General features: G+C 55.1%; 17 protein-coding genes. 6 read left to right on the forward strand and 11 right to left on the reverse strand.

Features of this window, described 5'->3' with window-relative positions; all coding sequences use genetic code 11:
- Positions 1–12: 12 nt before the first annotated feature.
- Both poxB and AA0Z93_RS09715 read right to left on the reverse strand, forming a co-directional pair.
- Positions 13–1,737 (reverse strand): ubiquinone-dependent pyruvate dehydrogenase, encoded by a 1,725-nt coding sequence (gene poxB / locus AA0Z93_RS09710; protein WP_413045515.1) that lies wholly within the window; start codon positions 1,735–1,737, stop codon positions 13–15.
- 216 nt (positions 1,738–1,953) lie between these two features.
- Positions 1,954–3,870 carry a methyl-accepting chemotaxis protein gene (locus tag AA0Z93_RS09715; RefSeq protein ID WP_413045514.1) on the reverse strand — a complete coding sequence of 639 codons (1,917 nt, stop codon included), beginning with the start codon at positions 3,868–3,870 and terminating at the stop codon, positions 1,954–1,956.
- Positions 3,871–4,667: 797 nt separating this feature from the next.
- On the opposite strand from AA0Z93_RS09715, the gene AA0Z93_RS09720 reads away from it, so the two are divergent.
- The 6 genes from AA0Z93_RS09720 to AA0Z93_RS09745 all read left to right on the forward strand — a co-directional run bounded on the left by AA0Z93_RS09720 (position 4,668) and on the right by AA0Z93_RS09745 (position 8,961).
- Positions 4,668–5,567 carry a tyrosine-type recombinase/integrase gene (locus AA0Z93_RS09720; RefSeq protein ID WP_413045513.1) on the forward strand — a complete coding sequence of 300 codons (900 nt, stop codon included), beginning with the start codon at positions 4,668–4,670 and terminating at the stop codon, positions 5,565–5,567.
- Positions 5,564–6,139 (forward strand): tyrosine-type recombinase/integrase, encoded by a 576-nt coding sequence (locus tag AA0Z93_RS09725; protein WP_413045512.1) that lies wholly within the window; start codon positions 5,564–5,566, stop codon positions 6,137–6,139. The genes AA0Z93_RS09720 and AA0Z93_RS09725 overlap by 4 nt, the downstream gene beginning before the upstream one ends.
- On the forward strand, positions 6,136–6,744 hold the full coding sequence (locus AA0Z93_RS09730; protein WP_413045511.1) for a hypothetical protein: 609 nt from the start codon (positions 6,136–6,138) through the stop codon (positions 6,742–6,744). Before AA0Z93_RS09725 ends, AA0Z93_RS09730 begins: the two co-directional genes overlap by 4 nt.
- A 113-nt stretch (positions 6,745–6,857) precedes the next feature.
- Positions 6,858–7,034, forward strand: a complete 177-nt coding sequence (locus AA0Z93_RS09735; RefSeq protein ID WP_413045573.1) for an AlpA family phage regulatory protein — start codon at positions 6,858–6,860, stop codon at positions 7,032–7,034.
- Entirely contained in the window at positions 7,031–8,575 is a 1,545-nt protein-coding gene (locus tag AA0Z93_RS09740; protein ID WP_413045510.1) for a replication endonuclease, read from the forward strand. The genes AA0Z93_RS09735 and AA0Z93_RS09740 overlap by 4 nt, the downstream gene beginning before the upstream one ends.
- Positions 8,576–8,670: 95 nt before the next feature.
- Positions 8,671–8,961, forward strand: coding sequence for a hypothetical protein (locus tag AA0Z93_RS09745; RefSeq protein WP_413045509.1), 291 nt, complete (start codon positions 8,671–8,673; stop codon positions 8,959–8,961).
- Here the strand turns inward: AA0Z93_RS09745 and mobV are convergent.
- The 9 genes from mobV to eutC all read right to left on the reverse strand — a co-directional run bounded on the left by mobV (position 8,935) and on the right by eutC (position 18,367).
- Positions 8,935–9,930: a MobV family relaxase gene (mobV, locus tag AA0Z93_RS09750; protein WP_413045508.1), complete on the reverse strand. Its 996-nt coding sequence runs from the start codon at positions 9,928–9,930 to the stop codon at positions 8,935–8,937. The two genes, AA0Z93_RS09745 and mobV, sit on opposite strands and share 27 nt — an antisense overlap.
- Before the next feature lie 3 nt (positions 9,931–9,933).
- Complete coding sequence (locus tag AA0Z93_RS09755) at positions 9,934–10,311, reverse strand: hypothetical protein (protein WP_413045507.1); 378 nt, start codon at positions 10,309–10,311, stop codon at positions 9,934–9,936.
- A gap of 402 nt (positions 10,312–10,713) precedes the next feature.
- Positions 10,714–12,057, reverse strand: coding sequence for an ATP-dependent nuclease (locus AA0Z93_RS09760; RefSeq protein WP_413045506.1), 1,344 nt, complete (start codon positions 12,055–12,057; stop codon positions 10,714–10,716).
- Complete coding sequence (locus tag AA0Z93_RS09765; protein WP_413045505.1) at positions 12,057–13,013, reverse strand: reverse transcriptase domain-containing protein; 957 nt, start codon at positions 13,011–13,013, stop codon at positions 12,057–12,059. The genes AA0Z93_RS09760 and AA0Z93_RS09765 overlap by 1 nt, the downstream gene beginning before the upstream one ends.
- Positions 13,014–13,946: 933 nt before the next feature.
- Positions 13,947–14,648 (reverse strand): LexA family transcriptional regulator, encoded by a 702-nt coding sequence (locus tag AA0Z93_RS09770; protein WP_413045504.1) that lies wholly within the window; start codon positions 14,646–14,648, stop codon positions 13,947–13,949.
- Positions 14,649–15,031: 383 nt separating this feature from the next.
- Positions 15,032–15,559, reverse strand: coding sequence for an inorganic diphosphatase (gene ppa, locus AA0Z93_RS09775; RefSeq protein ID WP_413045503.1), 528 nt, complete (start codon positions 15,557–15,559; stop codon positions 15,032–15,034).
- Positions 15,560–15,652: 93 nt separating this feature from the next.
- Positions 15,653–16,468 carry a zinc-dependent peptidase gene (locus AA0Z93_RS09780; RefSeq protein WP_413045502.1) on the reverse strand — a complete coding sequence of 272 codons (816 nt, stop codon included), beginning with the start codon at positions 16,466–16,468 and terminating at the stop codon, positions 15,653–15,655.
- A 9-nt stretch (positions 16,469–16,477) separates the two neighbouring features.
- Entirely contained in the window at positions 16,478–17,125 is a 648-nt protein-coding gene (locus AA0Z93_RS09785; RefSeq protein WP_413045501.1) for a DedA family protein, read from the reverse strand.
- 384 nt (positions 17,126–17,509) lie between these two features.
- On the reverse strand, positions 17,510–18,367 hold the full coding sequence (gene eutC, locus AA0Z93_RS09790) for an ethanolamine ammonia-lyase subunit EutC (protein ID WP_413045500.1): 858 nt from the start codon (positions 18,365–18,367) through the stop codon (positions 17,510–17,512).
- Position 18,368: the final 1 nt, after the last annotated feature.

Below are 18,368 nucleotides of genomic sequence, written 5' to 3' on the forward strand. Positions count from 1 at the left end.
CCCGCGGAGCCGCTAGCGCAGCAGGTTGGTTTTGGCCAGGTCCAGCACCTCGTCACCGCGCCCGCTCATCACCGCTTTGAGCATGTACAGGCTGAAGCCCTTGGCCTGTTCCAGCTTGATCGCCGGAGGCATGACCAACTCCTGGGTGGCGGTGACCACATCGACCAGCACCGGGCCATCGTGCGCCAGGGCACGGCGCAGGGCGTCTTCGAGGTCTTCCGAGCGCTCCACGCGAATCCCCAGAATGCCCATGGCGTTGGACATGGCGGCGAAATCGGGATTGCGCAACTCGGTGCCGGTGTCGAGGTAGCCCGCCGCCTTCATCTCCATGGCGACGAAACCCAGCGAGGCATTGTTGAACACCACCACTTTCACCGGCAGTTGCAACTGCGAGAGCGAGATGAAGTCACCCATCAACATGCTGAAACCACCGTCGCCGCTCATGGAAATGACCTGACGGCCCGGGAAGGCTGCCTGCGCACCCATGGCCTGTGGCATGGCATTGGCCATCGAGCCGTGGTTGAACGAACCGACCAGGCGACGCTGGCCGTTCATCTTCAGGTAACGCGCCGCCCAGACGGTGGGCGAACCGACGTCGGCGGTGAAGATCGCGTCTTCGCTGGCCAGCTCGCTGAGCAGGCGGGTGACGTATTGCGGGTGGATCGGCCGGTCGCCCTTGGAGGGCACCGCGAGATCGTCCAGACCCTGGCGGGCCTTGCCATAGGCTTTCAGCGCATCGTCGAGGAAGCGCCGGTCGGTCTTGCGCGTCAGCCGTGGCAGCAGGGCGTCGAGGGTTTCGCCGACATCCGCAGCGATGCCCAACGACAACGTGGCGCGGCGGCCCAGCGCTTGTGGGTCACGGTCGACCTGCACGATCTTGGCGTCGCTCGGGAAGAATTGCCGGTAGGGGAAGTCGGTGCCCAGCATCACCAGCGTGTCGCAGTCCATCATCGCGTGGTAGCCGGAGCTGAAGCCGATCAGGCCCGTCATGCCGACGTCGAAGGGGTTGTCCCACTCCACGTGCTCCTTGCCGCGCAGCGCATGCACCACCGGCGCGCCGAGCGCGTCGGCCAGGGCCACCACTTGGTCATGGGCGCCCGCGCAGCCGCTGCCGCACAGCAAGGTTACGTTGTGGCTGTCTTCCAGCAGGTCGGTCAGGCGCTGCAGGTCGGCTTCGGCGGGCAGGATGCGTGGTTGCTGCAACGCAGGCCAGGCCGCCGGCTTTTCCTCGACCTCCAGCAGCGACACGTCGCCGGGAATCACCACCACCGCCACACCGCGATTGAGGATCGCCGAGCGCATGGCACGGTGCAGCACCTGCGGCATCTGCGCCGGGTTGCTGACCAGCTCGATGAAATGGCTGCATTCCTTGAACAGTTCCTGCGGGTGGGTTTCCTGGAAGTAGTTCAGGCCGATCTCCGAAGAGGGGATCTGCGCAGCGATGGCCAGCACCGGCACGCGGTTGCGGTGGCAATCGAACAGGCCGTTGATCAAGTGCAGGTTGCCCGGCCCGCAGCTGCCGGCGCACACCGTCAACTCGCCGGTCACCGCCGCCTCGGCCCCGGCGGCGAAGGCCGCGACTTCCTCGTGGCGCACATGCATCCACTCGATGCTGTCCATGCTGCGCAGGGCGTCGGTGAGGCCGTTGAGGCTGTCGCCGGTAAGGCCCCAGATCCGTTTGATGCCGGCCTGTTCGAGGGTGGAGGCCAATTGCTGGGCCATGTTGATCTTTGCCATGAATACTCCAGGTGCGAAGGTAAGCGATGGAGTAGTGACAGGCGTGCGGCGGGGGCTGTTCGTTTTTGTGCGTGAACGAATCGTCATGTGGCGTGCCACGTCCGTGGCTCTGCCGCAAAACCCGTGCGCACACCGAGGGCTGCCCTTCGCGCCGACCGTCCAGCGCGAAGCGGCAAGCCCCTAGCGCGTCCACGCGCGCAGGCCTCGCAGCGCCGGTCAGTCCACCTTGAACCGCCCCACCAGCCGCTGCTGCTGCTCGGCCAGGCGCGCCAGTTCGCGGCTGGTGGAGGCCGTCTGCTCGGCACCAGCGCTGACCTGGATCACCAGCATGCTGATGTCGTTGACGTTGCGGTGGATTTCCTCAGCGACCTGGCTCTGCTGTTCGGTCGCCGACGCCACTTGGATGTTGCTGTCGCTGATGTTGGCCATGCCATCGGTGATCTGCTCGAGCAGTTCGCCTGCCCGCACGATATTCCTCGCGCCTTCCTGGGCCTTGCCCAGGGTCTCTTGCATGGACGTCGCTGCCCGCTCGGAGCCCGATTGCAGATTGGCGATCATGCTCTGGATGCTGACGGTGGAGTCCTGGGTTTTCTGCGCCAGATTGCGCACTTCGTCGGCCACCACGGCAAAGCCGCGGCCTTGCTCCCCCGCACGCGCCGCTTCGATCGCGGCGTTCAGGGCCAGCAGGTTGGTCTGTTCTGCAACGCCACGGATCACGTCCAGCACCGAGGAGATCGAATCGCTCTCGCCCTTGAGTTCGTCGATGATGGTCGCCGTCTGCGCCGCCTGTACTTCCAGCCCCTTGATAAGGTCGATGGTGTTGCCGATCTCGGTCTTGCCCTGCACGGTGCTGGCATTGACCCGCTGCGACATGTTGGCGGCGTCCGTGGTGCTGCGCGCCACGTCCTTGACCGTCGAGCTCATCTCGCTGATGGCGGTGACCACCTGATCGGTGCCCTGGCGTTGCTGCGCCACGTTGTTGCTGGTCTGCAGCGCCACCGCCGAGGATTGCTCCGCCGCCGTGGCGACCTGCGCCGTGGCACTGCCGATCTCGGCGATCACTTCATCGATCTGCATGACCATGTTGTCCAGGTTGCGCGCGATTTCGCCGAACTCGTCCTTGCCGGTGTACTGGGTGCGGGCCGTCAGGTCACGGGTGGCCAGCGCCACCAGCGTGCGGTTCACGTCCACCACCGCCACGCGGATGTTGCGGATGATCAGCGAGGCCAGGCACAGCACCGCGATCAGCATCAGCACCACCATGGCGCTGGCCAGGTACAGGCTGTGTTCGGCAGTGCTGCGTTGCGTGTCCGCCAGGCCCACCACGGTCAGCCCCAGCTCCGCCTCGACCTTGGCCATCATGTCGATCCGCGTAGTGGCGAGGTTGAACCAGTCTTCCGGTTTGATATTCAGCGGCTCGCCCAGGGGCGTGTCGAAGCCGAGCTTCTGCAAACGTGCCACTTCCAGCGAGGCGGGCTGCTGCAATACCGTCTCGAGCCTAGCCTTGTATTCGGCCGGCGCCCAGCGCTGGAACGCCTCGAAGTAGCCGGAGAACTCGCCCATGTTGCGACTGAAGCGCGACAGCAGCGGCGCATCGAAGCGGTTCTGGTTGAACGCCAGGCCCAGCAGCACCCGCTCGCGACCCGAGCGCTCCTTCATGTCCGCGAACTGGTTGAGCGAACTCAGGGCGCGCAGGATCTCGGGGTCTTCGATACTGGTTTCGAGCGTGTAGGAAAAGCCGATCAGATTCTTGATCAAGTCAGTGAAGCGCGCACCGGACTCAACGTTGTTGATGGCCAACGTGTCGACGCTGCGGCGCAGATCGGCCAGGTCGTTCAGTGCACGCAGCATCTTGTCCGGCACCGGCAGCCCTTCCAGCGACTGGGCGCGCATCGCGTTCACCGTTTGGTCGGTTTCACCACGCAGGCTGTGCAGTTTGTCTTGCATGGTCTTGCCGTTACTGCCCAGAAACACGCCGCTGGCGCCACGTTCGCGCTGGATGGTGGTGACCACATCGCTCAATTTCCTGGCCGCGTTGGTGGCGTTGACGGCGCGGTTCATCTCACTCAGGGTTTCGCGTTTGTCCGCGACATAGATACCCGCGAAGGCCAGGAAGCCTAAAAGGGGAAACATCAGGATCAGTAACAGCTTTGCACTCAAAGGGGCATTTTTCAGCACGGCAGGCCTCATCAATTTCATACGGTAGGTACAGCAACTTCGGGCGCCTGTTCTGGGAAGTCGACGTTTGGTGGACCGAAGATGGCTTGTAGGGGCCTGCCATGGCCTTTGCAATGTGTCCGTTTGAACGGTTTCGGCTGCAATGAGATAAGCTTGATAGTGCAGGTGTAACTTTATTTTGCTCCGGCGGTGGCACTCAAAAGATCGGGCGTTGGATGCATGAACATTCTGAACCGCTCTATCGACGGCGACATCGGCCGCGAATAATAGTTCTCCAGGTTTTCGCGTTTTCTTCTTGATCCTCCAGCCCAGGCCGTCGCCTCTTGCCTGGGCCCAAACTAGAACTCCAGGAGGTTCCTACAGTAAAAGGAGATGTCTATAAGTAGAGAGTCAAAAAATTTTCATTTCGGCATACGGCTCATATCTATGTGGACGTAAACGTATTTGTAACGCTCTAGGCTAGGCTGAAAATTGCTGTTTCTCAGGCTCGAGAAAATAGCTTGGTGACCTTGGGATTTATTAAGAAACGTATGCGATCTGTACAGTGGGTTGCCGATAACGCATTGATGAAATGCTTTCGGCGAAATCTGAAAAGAGCTTGAAACCAGCGGGCGTGATCAGTTGACCGTGACAGGTCAAAGACTCGATTGTCTTGGTCATTGGTGTGTCGACGAAGACTTCCTGTCTATCTCTACCCTCGCTTGAGCATCGGTAGGAAACTCTCTCGATCAATGGTGAATGTCGGGAGACGCATGCCTCGTCTCAATCCTTTGGTTTTCCAGGGGTCGGTGGGCATTGGTGGATTTTTACAGGGCATTAAAAAGCCGGCTTGTGGCCGGCTTTCATTATGTACAGTAGCATCCGACAACCTCCGCTATCCCCTTGTTTTACGGCGCATTGGCGGTAGTATCTGTCCATTAGCGTTCGTTGAGATTCGGGTGAATCCAGCGATTTGGTGTGGGTCAAGGTGTGGGTGTGATGCGATGTCGAAATTGACAGCAGCAGGGGTCAAGAGCCTAGCTAAACTGGCAGTGCCCGGGATGACCAATGACGGCAGGGGCCTTTATCTCCAAATTAGTAAAACTGGTGGAGTCAGTTGGATTTTCCGCTACAAGGTGGAAGGGAAATCCAGGTACATGGGCATTGGAGCGTATCCCGCTGTTTCCCTATCTCATGCCAGAGAAGCGACTGATCTACCTCGTCGGCAGCTTGCACAGGGAATTGACCCGCTAGAAGCGCGTGCATATGAGGAGGAATCTCGCAGGAAAGCATCCAGCGCCGAGCAGGCGCGGACGGTTACGTTCACAGCGGCAGCACAGCGTTATCGAGAAATGCATGGTGGGGCTTGGTCTGAGAAATGGTACCTGGGCTGGTGGCGAAAGCTTGAACTGTATGCATTTCCGGTCGTAGGAGACCTACCAGTTGGAAGTGTAGATACCAATGCCGTGCTTAAGATACTTACTCCCATATGGTCTTCAAAAACGCGCACCGCTGACGAAGTACGTGGTCAGATCGAAAATATTCTCGATGCTGCTAAGTCCTTGGGCTGGCGCGGAGGAGAAAATCCAGCACGGTGGCGGGGACATCTCATTAACCTGCTCGACAATAAAGAGAAAAAAAGGCAAGGAAGCGAGAGCATCACGCGGCGATGAGTTGGGATAAAGTTCCTGTCTTGATGTCTCAACTTGCCGGGATGAAAAGCCGTGACTCATATGCCACTCGCTTACTGATTTTAACCGGCGCGCGAAGTCAAATGGTACGTCTGGCCACTTGGCATGAGTTTGACTTGAAGTCAAAGGTGTGGTCGTTGAGTGCCGAAAGAATGAAAATGGAAGTTCCTTTCAGAATTCCTCTCGCGGATGAGGTTATTAATTTGTTAGAGGAGCTGAAGGCATGTGCAACTTCAAAGTATCTGTTTCCTGGAAGAGGGGCTAGTGGCGCTATGCACGCAAATGGTGTTAGGGCTCTTCTCCATGGTCTTGGGTATGTCGATATTACGCGGCATGGTTTCCGAAGCACATTTAGGGATTGGGCCTCTGAATGCACGCATTTTCCGCGAGAAGTATGTGAGATGGCCCTGGCGCATGATGAGCGCAATCAAACAGAGAGTGCGTATTCCCGAACTGATTTCTTTGATAAACGCAGCATTTTGATGAATGAGTGGGCACGGTTTGCTACACGTGGATCTGTTGATAAAATCTCTGATAAAGGAAGCGATTTGTGAGGGGGACGGATACGCCAACCTTCAAGGCCATGGGGAGTGCAATTCTCAATCTTTATGACGAGATTGTCATGGAGGTTCGAGGTTCAACTGAGCCGCTTGAGTTTTCAAGGATGAAATGCATCGTCGAAACAATATGCTTGCTTGTCGAAGATGAGGAGCTAAGGGCGGTTGCTTTAGGGGGCTTCATTGAAGGAATATCTAAACTTGAAAAGGTTGCAGACGGGAATCCTGAGCTTCGTAGGGGAATAGCCATTGGTGCCCAAACTCTATTGGGCTCGATGTGGGACGTCGCTATGGATGTTGTAACTCGTCGAATCCAATCCGAACTAATTCGGATGGCCCCAATTATTAGTAAAAATGAGCAGAAAGAAATTGTCATAAAGTTTGCGAGAGAAACGGCTCGTAAATTTTGGGCTCATGATACTCATCAGCAACTCCGTAGTAGCAGCATGGCCGATCTGGTATACAGGTATCTGGTTGAGGTGGGGTTGGCTGATCACTTGCCTGGCTCTCATGAGCGCCTTAAAGAGTGGATCAAGTCAGAAGCGCCAGGTTACGCCACTGCAGGAGGACGGCCTAAGAAACCCCCAAAAGCGTATCGGTAATGGGTATTTTCGATACGGTCAGGGGTTTTAAGTTGTCAATTTATCGCTAATGTTCATGGTCATTCATCTTTGCATCGAAAGAAGCCTGGAGTTTGACCGTGAATCGTCGTGTTATGCGTTTGCCAGAAGTTATAAAAGCTACCGGCTACAAGCGTTCAGCTATCTACCAACTGATGCGGGAAGGGAAATTTCCGAAGTCTAAGCCTCTTGGCGCTCGCGCAGTGGGGTGGTGTTCCGATGACGTCCAAGCTTGGGTGGATACCCGTCTCGATGCTGGTGTTCAAGCATGATGGACGTTGTTCATTCTACGTCTGCCGGTATTGCTACTCCCGCCGATGTTTTTGAAGATCTTTTCCCAACAAAGCCCCAGGTTGGTTTTTATTTCAATACCGAGTGTGAGTACGGCTATTTTGATGGCTGGGACGATGACATCCTGTTTTCGATTATTCCAGGTCTGGAATCTCCGCTTGATCAAATAACTGGATACGATGAAATTGGCTTGACGGAGATGGCGCGAGTGATAGCGTTGAGTCACGAACAGTATCTGAAAACCGCTAGCCAGGCTGATCAGATTGTTCATGTACACTCATCTCACGCATTTGGTATTTCGTTACGCATTACGAAACGCTCAACGCTTATTGGCTTAGTTGGCAGGCTCAGTGATGCTCGCTGGTGGCGTCGGCAGATAAACCGAGTTGCAGATCAAAGAAGAGAACACTTGGCGCAAATGAAGCGTCAACTCGGTAGAGCAGCGGGAGAGCAGTGCTGTAGTGCCGCTACTATGTCGATAATGAAGGCAAGGAAGGCCAAGACCGATGCGTACTTGAGTCGATCTTATAAAGCTGTCAGTAGTACCCTTGAATATAGCAAGCCAGTGGTTTTCAATCTTTTGGAAGTGGCCCGTTCGCAGCAAGCTAACAGGATCAATGAGCTATATCTGGACATAAAGGCTATGGAGGAAATTGCTAGTGGAAAAGGGTGGGGGTGGTTGTTCCTTACCCTGACCGCACCAGGTGAGTTTCATTCCAATCCGGCATTCGGAAGAAACAGCTATAATCCTAAGTTAAGCCCTCGTGATGCTAATATTTTTCTAGGGAAAGACTGGAAAGCAATCAGAGGTGCATTAAAGGAGCAAGGATTTAAACCATCAGATAGTTATTTTGGCTTCAGGGTTACAGAGGTTCATGAGGATGGATGTCCGCACTGGCATGTTCTAATTTTTCACGAGTCTGGGGTGGCGGCGGTAGTCGAAAAGACCATGGGGCGGCTCTATAATGATAGGCCTGGTTCATATTTTGAAAAAAATAAAGATAAAATCATTCGTATAGGATTAACCAAAGATAACCCTCTTGCGGCGAGCGCGGCGAGCTACATTTTTAATTATCTTTGCTTTGCTCTTTCAGGGGGCGATGACAGTTCATCATCAAGTACAGCCTACAAGTACCAGTGCGCTGTTAAAGCCATGGGCGCCAGGCAATACCAGTTATTCGGCATAAGGGGCTCTCATGGCAAACTCAGGGCTCTAGCAAAGGTAAAGCGGTTGCCGGATTGTCCTCCCAATATTTTACAGCTTGCAACCCGTCTGCATGTTGATAAGGGAGTAGAAGGTCGCAAAGAAACTCAACTGAAAGCTAGAATGGACTTCCTCCTAAGTGAGGCTAGCAAGGTCACGTTTATCAAGGAGCTTGGCTTGAATGATTTTGGTGAATCTGTAGAGAGAATAATCGGCCTGAAACACCAGGATGATGATTCAGGTGTAATGATTTCCGGATTTTGTGAGGATATTGACGAAAAGGCAGCCGTGAAAATTTTGGAACAAGCTTTATCGTAAGGAACGCAATTGTTGTTAATTATTCAAGAGGGGCTGAGGCGTCTCTGTTCTGCATAATCCAAGCCCTGATCGCCGGTAGGTTCTGAGGAAATATTATGTCATCTGATTTTGCAAAAGCATTTCTTGAGATCAAAGTCTTCATTGCAGAAGGGGGCAAAGCTTCTCAGTGGTTCGCGCAAGCTTATGCATCCTGGTATTGGGTTACTGATTTTTGGGGCGTCAACTTAAATGGATATGAGCGCTTAGATTCTGGAAATAAAAGGTTGTTCGTAAAGATGTTGAATTTGCGTGAGCTGGATGGCTGGACAGATTCGGAACTGCACAATGTGGCGCTCTTTGCGGTTGAACACTGGAACTTGCTACCTCCCAAGCGAGATGGGGCTTAAGTCAGGTTGCATCACAGACCTTCTTGCTGGTGCGTGATTATTTGCAGAAATATATTTGTCAATAACGTGCTGCATTGAATCCGCCCTTGCTCTTTCTGTTGCTAGCTGTGAGCCAAGGGCGGTAAGTTCTAACTGGCTTTCGTTGAATTGAACTTCTCGCTCGTTAAATTCATCAGCCAATTTCCTAAGCTTCAGCTCTGCACAGGAAACTTCCATTTCGCGTCTAACAACTGCGTTCTCCCGCGAGCCACGAGATTTCCTCCTGCGGCGTTCCATTGATACTCCGAGAGCGTTCGCGCTTGCAAGCGACTCTGCCTGTATCCAAGCTTCTGTTTCAAGGCCTAGAGCCTTCGCTGCGTAGTCTAGCGCGGTAAGCTTCGGAGCTTCCCCTGTGGTTGTAAGTAGTCGATAAAACGAAGCTACCTCATCATGTTTTGCTTTCGACCCGCTGACGCCACGTGAAAGCCCTCGAATGGAACCACAACTTGAGTGAAAGCTATCCTGTAGCTCTCGCATGAGTTTAGGCCCCCCTAAAAAATCCCTAGCGCTCAGCCGTCCATCCGCTGTTAGTGGTAGCACATATGCTACTAAATGTGGGGTGGACTCATCCAGGTGTACAGCTGCACTTAGAACGTTAGCCGCTCCGTGACGGTCGCGAAGCCACGATAATGCATCTCGAAAATAGCCATTTCCTAAATCGTCGAGTCGACCACCATGGCGTTTGAAGGCCTCCGGGGAGGCTGTGATCAGATACTCAATTCCAAGTACCGCATCAATTCGACGTTTTGCGGGAAGTTTATTTTTAAATGCACCAATCAGCTGAAATGTATTTTTTGCACCAGTCACTCTGTTTAGACTTGACATTCCAGGAGCGGCATTCGGTGTTGGCTGTTCCCTGAAAGTGTGACGAGCAGACCTGGCAATTGCACCAAAACTCTTTAGTTTTTTTGCGCGAATTATTGAGTACATATATCACCCTAGCGTCGAAGGAGTATCGTAGGTGAGTCTGGGATTTCCCGTAATAGCATTGGTTTCTTTTGGCTGGTATAAGATTTCCAGTAATAGTTGTATTGTCTGCATGATTAAGTCTAGAAGAGAGGCATCTACTATAAAGAGCTCGCCTTTTGGGCTATCCAGTCTTTCGGCCATTCCCCAGTCTTCTATTTCATGCATGGCCATCCAAACATTTTCGGGTATGTTCTTACGTGGAATGTAATAGTCTTCACCGCTGCGCTTTAAACTGGGAGCCCATGTGATGATTTCATGGAATTCTGATTTCAAGCTTTGAGCTGTAAATTGATTGCCGGCTTGTAACCACATTGCGCAGTTATCTTTGCTCAAGTTTTTCATTGCGAATTGCACCGTCGCTTATTATTGTTACCAATATTATGCAAAGGGAGTGCAAGGTGTTGCAATAACATAAATCATATGTGTAACCCACTACGCTTCCGTTCCGGAAGGTGGGCCAGCGTGCCGCTGGACTGCACGTCGCTTCGCTCCTTAAAAGCAACAGCCCAGGGATCGCCCTGGATGCTCGGGGATGGGGATAAAAACCTCATCCCCACCCCTTGCATAGTTTGCGATTAAGCACTGCCTCAAGGGTTCGCTACGCCACTATCCTCGCCCGTTCCTGCTCGCTGTGCTGCGCGGGCTGCGGCCTCCGGTAGTGCCCTTGACCCTCAGAAATATGTGCTGGTGGAGAATCAAAGGCGGGCTTCATTCGCCTTGGCGCGAAACTTTTCTAGTATTATTTTAGATAGGCATATTCAAAAAATCTTGAAGCACCTTGCAAATTTCTTTTGTCTTGTCAGGATACTGTTCATTTAAGTAATAATACAGGTTTTGGTAGGAAATTCCGAACTCCCTCTTTATCGCCTTGATAAACTTCTTGTCAAGTTTGTCTCCCCGCAGTTGCTCAGCTAGAGGAGCTGGCAAGGTGAAGAGACCGTTTTGGTAGTCTTCAAAAATCTTTTTTTCGATGCTTAAAAATGGAATGCAGTATGTTTGGTTCTTTCTGCCGTTACGAGTGCCTTCATAATCCCCATCAAGGATAGCAAGGACGTTATTCTCAGGGCCAAAAAAGCCTTCGCCTATATTTTTCTGTCGCAGTTGAGCCACATTGTCCCCGCCGCCAACAGGAATAATTTGATAGGTGTAAAAGCTTGGGATTTTTTGGGTGGTGATCAGGAATTTGAAAAAACCTTCTAGCGCAGGATCTTCGGTGAGGATGTAGCGATCCCATCCATAAAAGCCAAACAGTACAGATTTTACGTAATTGTACGAAACTGGCTTGGTTCTTATCGCATCTTCCTCGCAACTCATATAGTGAAGCTCGCCATCTTCCATGGTTCGCATTATTGCCATTGAGTGCGTGGTAAATACGATGCTTACGTTTTCTGCTTTGCAGAAATCTCTGAGCCATTTAATCAAACGGCTTTGAGCAGCAGCGTCCAAAGATATGTCAATTTCGTCGATGACTATTAGTTTGGAGCTGCCTTTTATTTTTCTATAGAGTGATATTAAAAAGAACTCGCCGGAGCTCAGGTGGTCTTCTCTAACATATCTATCATCTTTTAAGGGCATTATATAAAAAGATGTCTTACCTACCCGGACTTCTTTTAGCTCTGCGAACTTATTGTTTCCATAAACGCCTGCCAGTAACTGTATGAGCTCTTCGGGAATATGATATTCCTCAAGCATTACAGCGGTTCTTATCTCGTTATCGGCAGAGCTGATGCTTTGGAATGTATTGAATCTTTGTCCCCAAGGTATGGGTAGTTCAACCTCAATCTGTTTCTTTAATTCTTGAGGGAACACATCTTTGCTGTTTAGGTCTTCAAGCTCATGGTCGTACTCAAAGTTATACGTGGCCCCATTGCACATATAGCTTATTTTGCTTCCAGGCTTGATGGCACCAGCCTGCGCCATTTTCGAAAATGTGTCGGAAATTTTGAGATTTCTGATCGATTTAATAAGAGTAGTTTTGCCTACACCATTTTTACCAACAATGCAGGTTAAGCCATTTTCATTAATGTTGAGATCAACGCGAAGCTTGGATATGTGCTGGATATTGCTAACTTCGATGGATAGTTGCATCACGAAGCCACCGAGATATGTATTATTTTATCGACTGTTGCTGTCCCGTACTTTTTTCGCAACTTGTCTAGAAAGCTAGGGTCTACAGTGTTTATGTAATTCAATTGTCCCGAGAATTTTTTTAGAGCCTTATCCAAGTCTGCTTCTTTGAAGAAAGATTGAAACATTTTCTTGTCTTTTAGAAGTAGATGCATTGCTGTTTCTGTTCGTTTCTTTAACTTGCCATCAACAGATACTTTGCCGTTTGGTAAGATTGCAATACCTAGAATTCTTATTTTTTCGCCTGGGCGAATTATTTTCGTCTTTTGCGGATTTAGTTTGATGGAACTATTAAGTTCTTCATTTAGAAGCTCAGTTACCTTGGAGCTCAACGAGTTCATCCAGGTATCATCGGTGCCGGACACGATTATGTCGTCAGCATACCTAGTGTAGATTAGTGAGTGCTCGTTGCACCAAGCTAATAACCGTTTGTCAAAACTGAGCAAGCAGGCATTGCTTATTGCTGGAGACGTTGGATAGCCTGGCGGGAGCGCGCCTTCAATTGTTACCAAGTCTAATATTCTTTCTATCCAAGTCTCGATGTCAGCGATGGGGCACTGATCAATGGCGGATAAGATAGTTTTCTTTATGATTTCTTTGGTTATATTTCCAAAGAAATTTTCTATATCAGACTGAAAGAAGAATTTGTTGTCAGCATGCTTTTCGACAGCATTAACAACGTTAACTCCTTTTCGATATGAGTAGACGACATCTTTTTCAACGGGGAGGCGATCAAATAGTACGCGACTAAGAAAGCTCAAGTAATGTTTTAGTGTTTTGCCAGGGCTGAATACAGCTCTTCCTTCAAATTCTATCCTGGAGTACGCCTGGCTAACATCCAGACTTGCAAACTCCGAGAAATCCAAATTTCCTCGAAATGTTGCAAAAAACAATTGGTCTAAAGGTCTTTTGTTCATCGCTCAATTGCTCAATTCGTCAGCTTAAATCAGCAACAGTTCGTTTCTGAAATTCGTGTCAAACGATTATGATAGTCGATTCCAAGTGGGTTATCGACATGTTTGAAATTTCACGGGCAGACGCTTTAAGCAGTTGTTGATCGCATTAGCAATGCTGGGGCTGGAACGCTAAATTAATCGTGGTGACCGCTTTGCCTTTTGCAGTGGCAAGGCATGATCTAGGCTAGAGTCCGGAGTGTTTTGCGTTTTACTGAGGGGGCAAACGGAAGGAAGAGAGAGGGAAAGCTACGGAGAATCTAATTTTTTCTCCTTACTATCTGTGTAGGCATATGCTGTTTTCAGCATAAACCTACACAAACGTAAGACGGAGACTAGACACCTGTAGAGGCCAGCATTCCAAACCGACTGGAGATACTCCTAGTCACTGGCATGAGCTGATCATAAGCGATGCCTCACGTACACGCAAGGCTGGAGGGTACGAACTCAGCTGCTAATCCTCATGACCGTCGCGAGCCTTCCGCCCCTTCAGGGGCAGAAGAAAGCACGAGTGGGACGGTTTGAGCGTGGCCCTGGGGTGAAGCTAAGGCCCCGCACCCAACCTAGAAAAAAATTAAACTCGCTTCCCAAAGCAGCCGTGTGGGTCTAGGTGTGGGTCAGATCCGAAGGCGAGGGCTGACCACCTATATTTTCGGGGGGGAGAAGAAATAAAAAGCCGGCTTGTGGCCGGCTTCTCGAGGGCAGTCTTGGCTCGTTTTTGACAAGCCGCAACCGCCTTGAACGGTATGACCTCGACGGGCCATGAAAGGAAAGAACAGTCGCCGCAAGGGCCCTGTTCCACCCGCTACGCCGCGTCGTGTGCGGCCAGGGGCAAAAAGTGACGGCAAGGATACAAGCCCGCGCCGCGCTTGCCCAGCACAAACTATCCCGGCCGCTTCACTGCGGACGCTGCTGGCGCAGGTGCGAGTACCAGAACACCCAACCGAACACGTACAGGTCCTGGATGCGGCGCTGGGCGGGGGAGAAGCGTTCGGTAGGGTGGTTGAGGCGGTCGTGGCTGTGCAGGCTGAGCACGTCGCGGTCGCCGAGGCTCAGTTGATGGATGCGCAGGCGGCCGTTGTGCAGCAGGGCGTAGGTTTCCCCTTCCACCACGCGGGTGCAGCTGCGGTCGACGGCCAGCAGCGCGTTGCGCGGGATCACGGGGGTCATGTTGTGCGCAGGCATGGCCATGCACACCACGTTGCGCGGCGCGATGCCGAGGGCGTCCAGGGCCTGCTGCGGCAGCAGCACCTGGCGCGCGGTCACCGGCTTGAGCAGGCCGGCGTCGAGCCGGTGCAGGGGAAAGCGTGTCTGCGCGCCTTCGGCGGCCAGCAGCAACGAGGCCTGCCGGACGTGGCCAGGCACGGTGGCGCGCGGACGCAGGATGGGGTCGGGGTGTTTGGGGCCTTCGCCACATTTCAACCAACGGCGGTGCACGCAGAACAGGTCGGCGATCTCGTCCATGCGCGCCAGGGGCACACCGCGTTTGAACCAGTTGTTGATGTGTTGCGGCGAGACGTTGCGCTGGGCGGCAAAGTCGGACGGGGTCAGGTTGCACTCCTGTAGGAGCGCCTTCAAGCGATCACCGGAATTGTTCATGGGAACAGTTTAGCGGCGCGGCCGTATGCGAAACATCAACAGGACGTTGAGTGGATCGGGAACGGCGTAGGGGGTCTGTAGGACGGCGGTGTAGGACGTTGTAGTACGAACTCTAAACGCCCAGAGGGAAGGTCCACTCTGCGGGTGTAAAAAACCTGCCGAAGTAGCATTGCCGCTCATTGAAGTGACTAGGGCCGCCTTGCGGCCCATCGCGGCTAATCGGAGCGCCGAACCGGCCGCTCCAACAGAAGATGCGTATTCTGTTGGAGCGGCCGGTTCGGCGCTCCGATTAGCCGCGATGGGCTGCAGAGCAGCCCTATTGATACTGACCCGGCTCGACTGAACAGCATCGTGCCGAAGCAGGGTTTTCCGCTGCGGCGCTATCAGCCCTTGTAGGCTTCGACCGACTTGGTGATCGCGGCGCGGGCGGCATCGGCGTCGTCCCAGCCTTCGATCTTGACCCACTTGCCCTTCTCCAGATCCTTGTAGTTGGCGAAGAAGTGCTCGATCTGCTGGATCAGCAGCGCCGGCAGGTCGGTGTATTCCTTCACGTCGACGTACAGCTGCGACAGCTTGTCATGCGGAACGGCGATGACTTTGGCGTCGCCGCCGCCGTCGTCGGTCATGTTCAGGATGCCGACCGGACGGGCGCGGATCACCGAGCCTGGGGCGACCGGGTAAGGGGTCACGACCAGCACGTCGAGGGGGTCGCCGTCGTCGGCCAGGGTGTTGGGGATGAAACCGTAGTTGGCCGGGTAGAACATCGGGGTGGCCATGAAGCGGTCGACGAACAGGGTGTCGCTGTCCTTGTCGATTTCGTATTTGATCGGCGCGTGGTTGGCCGGGATCTCGATGGCGACGTAGATGTCGTTCGGCAGGTCTTTACCGGCCGGAATCTTGCTGTAGCTCATTGGGCAAAGCCCCCCTGTTAGGACCGAAAAAGTGGCGGCGATTATAGGCACATTCCACAAGGGCATGCCATGTCCGGCCTGTGTGGCGTGGCCTCAGGCCGGATCTGGCCCATAGGCGGGGTCTTCGGCCTGTAGGCGTTGCAGACGCTCCAGCGGCGATTGCCGATAGAACAGCGCCAGTTGTCGGTAGACCTCGGGGTAGGCCTGCGCGAGCAGGTCGGGCGCGCTGAAGAAGTACTCGCTGGTGACGGCGAAGAATTCGGCAGGGTTTTCGGCGGCGTAGGGGTCGATGACGGTCTCGGCGTCCGGGTCGGCGTCGAGCTGGCGGTTGAGGTCGTCGAAGGCCGTCTGCATGGCGCTGGCCCAGTCGCCGACGGGCATGCCGCGGTGCAGCGGCGGCAGGCCGTTGGCGTCGCCGTTGAGCATGTCGAGCTTGTGCGCCAGCTCGTGGACGACCAAGTTGTAGGCCTCCCAGCCACCGCCGGCCAGCACTCCCGGCCAGGCCATGATCACCGGCCCCTGCTGCCAGGCTTCGCCGCTGTGCTCGCCATTCCACACATGTTCCACGCCGCTGCCGTCGCGGTGGCGCTGCGGGCTCTGGAAGTCGTCGGGGTAGAGGATCAGCTCGTGGAAGCCCTGGTACCAGTCGTGCTCGCCCAGATGCAGCAGCGGCAATTGCGCCTGGGCGGCGAGGAACAGGCGCTGGGCATCGTCGAGTTCGACGCCTGGCAGCAAAGTCAGGTGCTTGTCGTGCAGGAACAGCACGCTGGCTTCGCGCAGCCAGCGGTCTTCATCGGCGCCGATGCCGTCGAGCATCGGCAGTCGTTCGCGCACCTGCTGCCACAGGCTGGCCTCCACCGGGTAGCGGGCCAGGGTGCGGCGTCGGCGCCAGGCGCTTAACGACCACATGGGCGCGCCTCAGTGGGCCTTGGCGGCGCGTCCGAAGCGGCTGCGCAGCAGGCCCAGGATCATCGGAATCAGCGACAGCAGAATGATGCCGACCACCATCAGCGACAGGTGCTGCTTGATGAACGGCACGTTGCCGAAGAAATAACCCAGGGTCACCAGGCTGCCGACCCACAACACCGAGCCTGCCACGCTGAATGCCAGGAAGCGCACGTACTGCATGTGCGCGATGCCGGCCACGAAGGGGGCGAAGGTGCGCAGGATCGGCAGGAAACGCGCCAGGGTGACGGTCTTGCCGCCATGACGCGCATAGAATTCGTGGGTTTTTTGCAGGTAGTCGCGGCGGAAGATCCTCGACGAAGGATTGCGGAACAATCGCTCGCCGGCCGTGCGGCCGATGACGTAGTTGGTGCTGTCGCCCAGGATCGCCGCAATGGTCAGGAGACCTGCGAGCAGCACCGGGTCCATGCCGCCACCGGCTGCTACGGCGCCGGCGATGAACAGCAACGAATCGCCCGGCAGGAACGGCATTACCACCAGGCCCGTTTCGCAGAAGATCACCGCGAACAGGATGGCGTAGATCCACGGACCGTAGTTGGAGACCAGCACATCGAGGTAGTAGTCGAGATGCAGAATGAGGTCCAGCGGATTGAATTCCATGTACAGCACCTGTGTTCGGGTCCCGCGGCGACGGGCGAGCGACGATGGACTGCGCGCGGGTGGCGAGCGTCCTTGCCTGAGAGGGTGGGTAAAATTTCGTACGCAATAGGGAAGGCATTATACGGGCAACTTCGGAAAGTGCCCGTGGAGTTTGTAGCGGGGGATTACTGGTGAAGGCGCACAGAGGCCAGGTGGGCCGATCGGCCGAAATGGCAGGCGATGCCGGCTCAACAGCCCAGGCCCTGGACACTGGCGGTGCCTGGGCCGGGCCGCGTCGCAGCCTGCGGCAACTGCGCGGCGCATCGACACGGCCGGCTCCAATCAACCGGCTTGCCGGCCAACCTTCAACCCCCGGGCGGTTCCACGAAGAATCGCCCACGCCTCTCAGTCATTACCCAACAGGAAATTCCCGGTTTTCTTGGCGGCCGCCTCTTCGCCAATGCTCTGCACCTCGGCCTCGTCCTTGAGCGTGACCCCCGACAGCTGGCGCCGACAGGCCTCGCGCATCAGGTACAGCAGGCGGTGGGCGGCCATGCCGTAGCTCAGGCCTTCCAGACGCACGTTGGAGATGCAATTGCGCGCCGCATCGGTCAGGCCGACGCGAGGCGCGTAAGTGAAGTACACCCCCAGGCTGTCGGGCGAGCTGAGCCCCGGCCGCTCGCCGATCAGCATCACCGTCATGCGCGCGCCGAGCAGTTGCCCGACCTCGTCGGCCACCGCCACTCGCCCTTGCTCGACCAGCACCACCGGCGCGCGGCGCCAGCCGTCGGCGGCGGCCTGTTCGTCGAAGCGCTTGAGCAGTGCGGCGCTGTGGCGATGCACGGCCAGGGCAGACAAACCATCGGCGATGACGATGGCCAGGTCGACACCATCCGGATGCCGCTCGGCATGCTCGCGCAACCGCCTGGCCGAGTCCTCGGCCAACCGTCGGCCCAGGTCGGGGCGTTGCAGGTACTCGTGGCGGTCGCTCGCCGCGCTGTGCAGCAGCAGGGTTTCGTGGCCAGCGCCGTGCAGTTGCTGGCTCAGGGCGTCGTGGTCGAACGGCAGGTGCACCGCGTCGCGCGCCTGGGCGTGGGCGAACTGGAAGTCGAGTTGGGCGGCGGTGGGCAGGCTGGTGCCGGTGCGGCCAAGGGCGATGCGTGCGGGCGTCAGGGTGCGCAGGGCCAACCAGGGATTGTCCAGGGTCGGGGAGGCGGAAGGGTCGCAAGCAGTGGCGGCAGGTTCGAGCGTTGAACGGTCCATG

The sequence above is a fragment of the Pseudomonas phoenicis genome (assembly GCF_047302395.1).
Taxonomy (GTDB): Bacteria; Pseudomonadota; Gammaproteobacteria; order Pseudomonadales; family Pseudomonadaceae; genus Aquipseudomonas.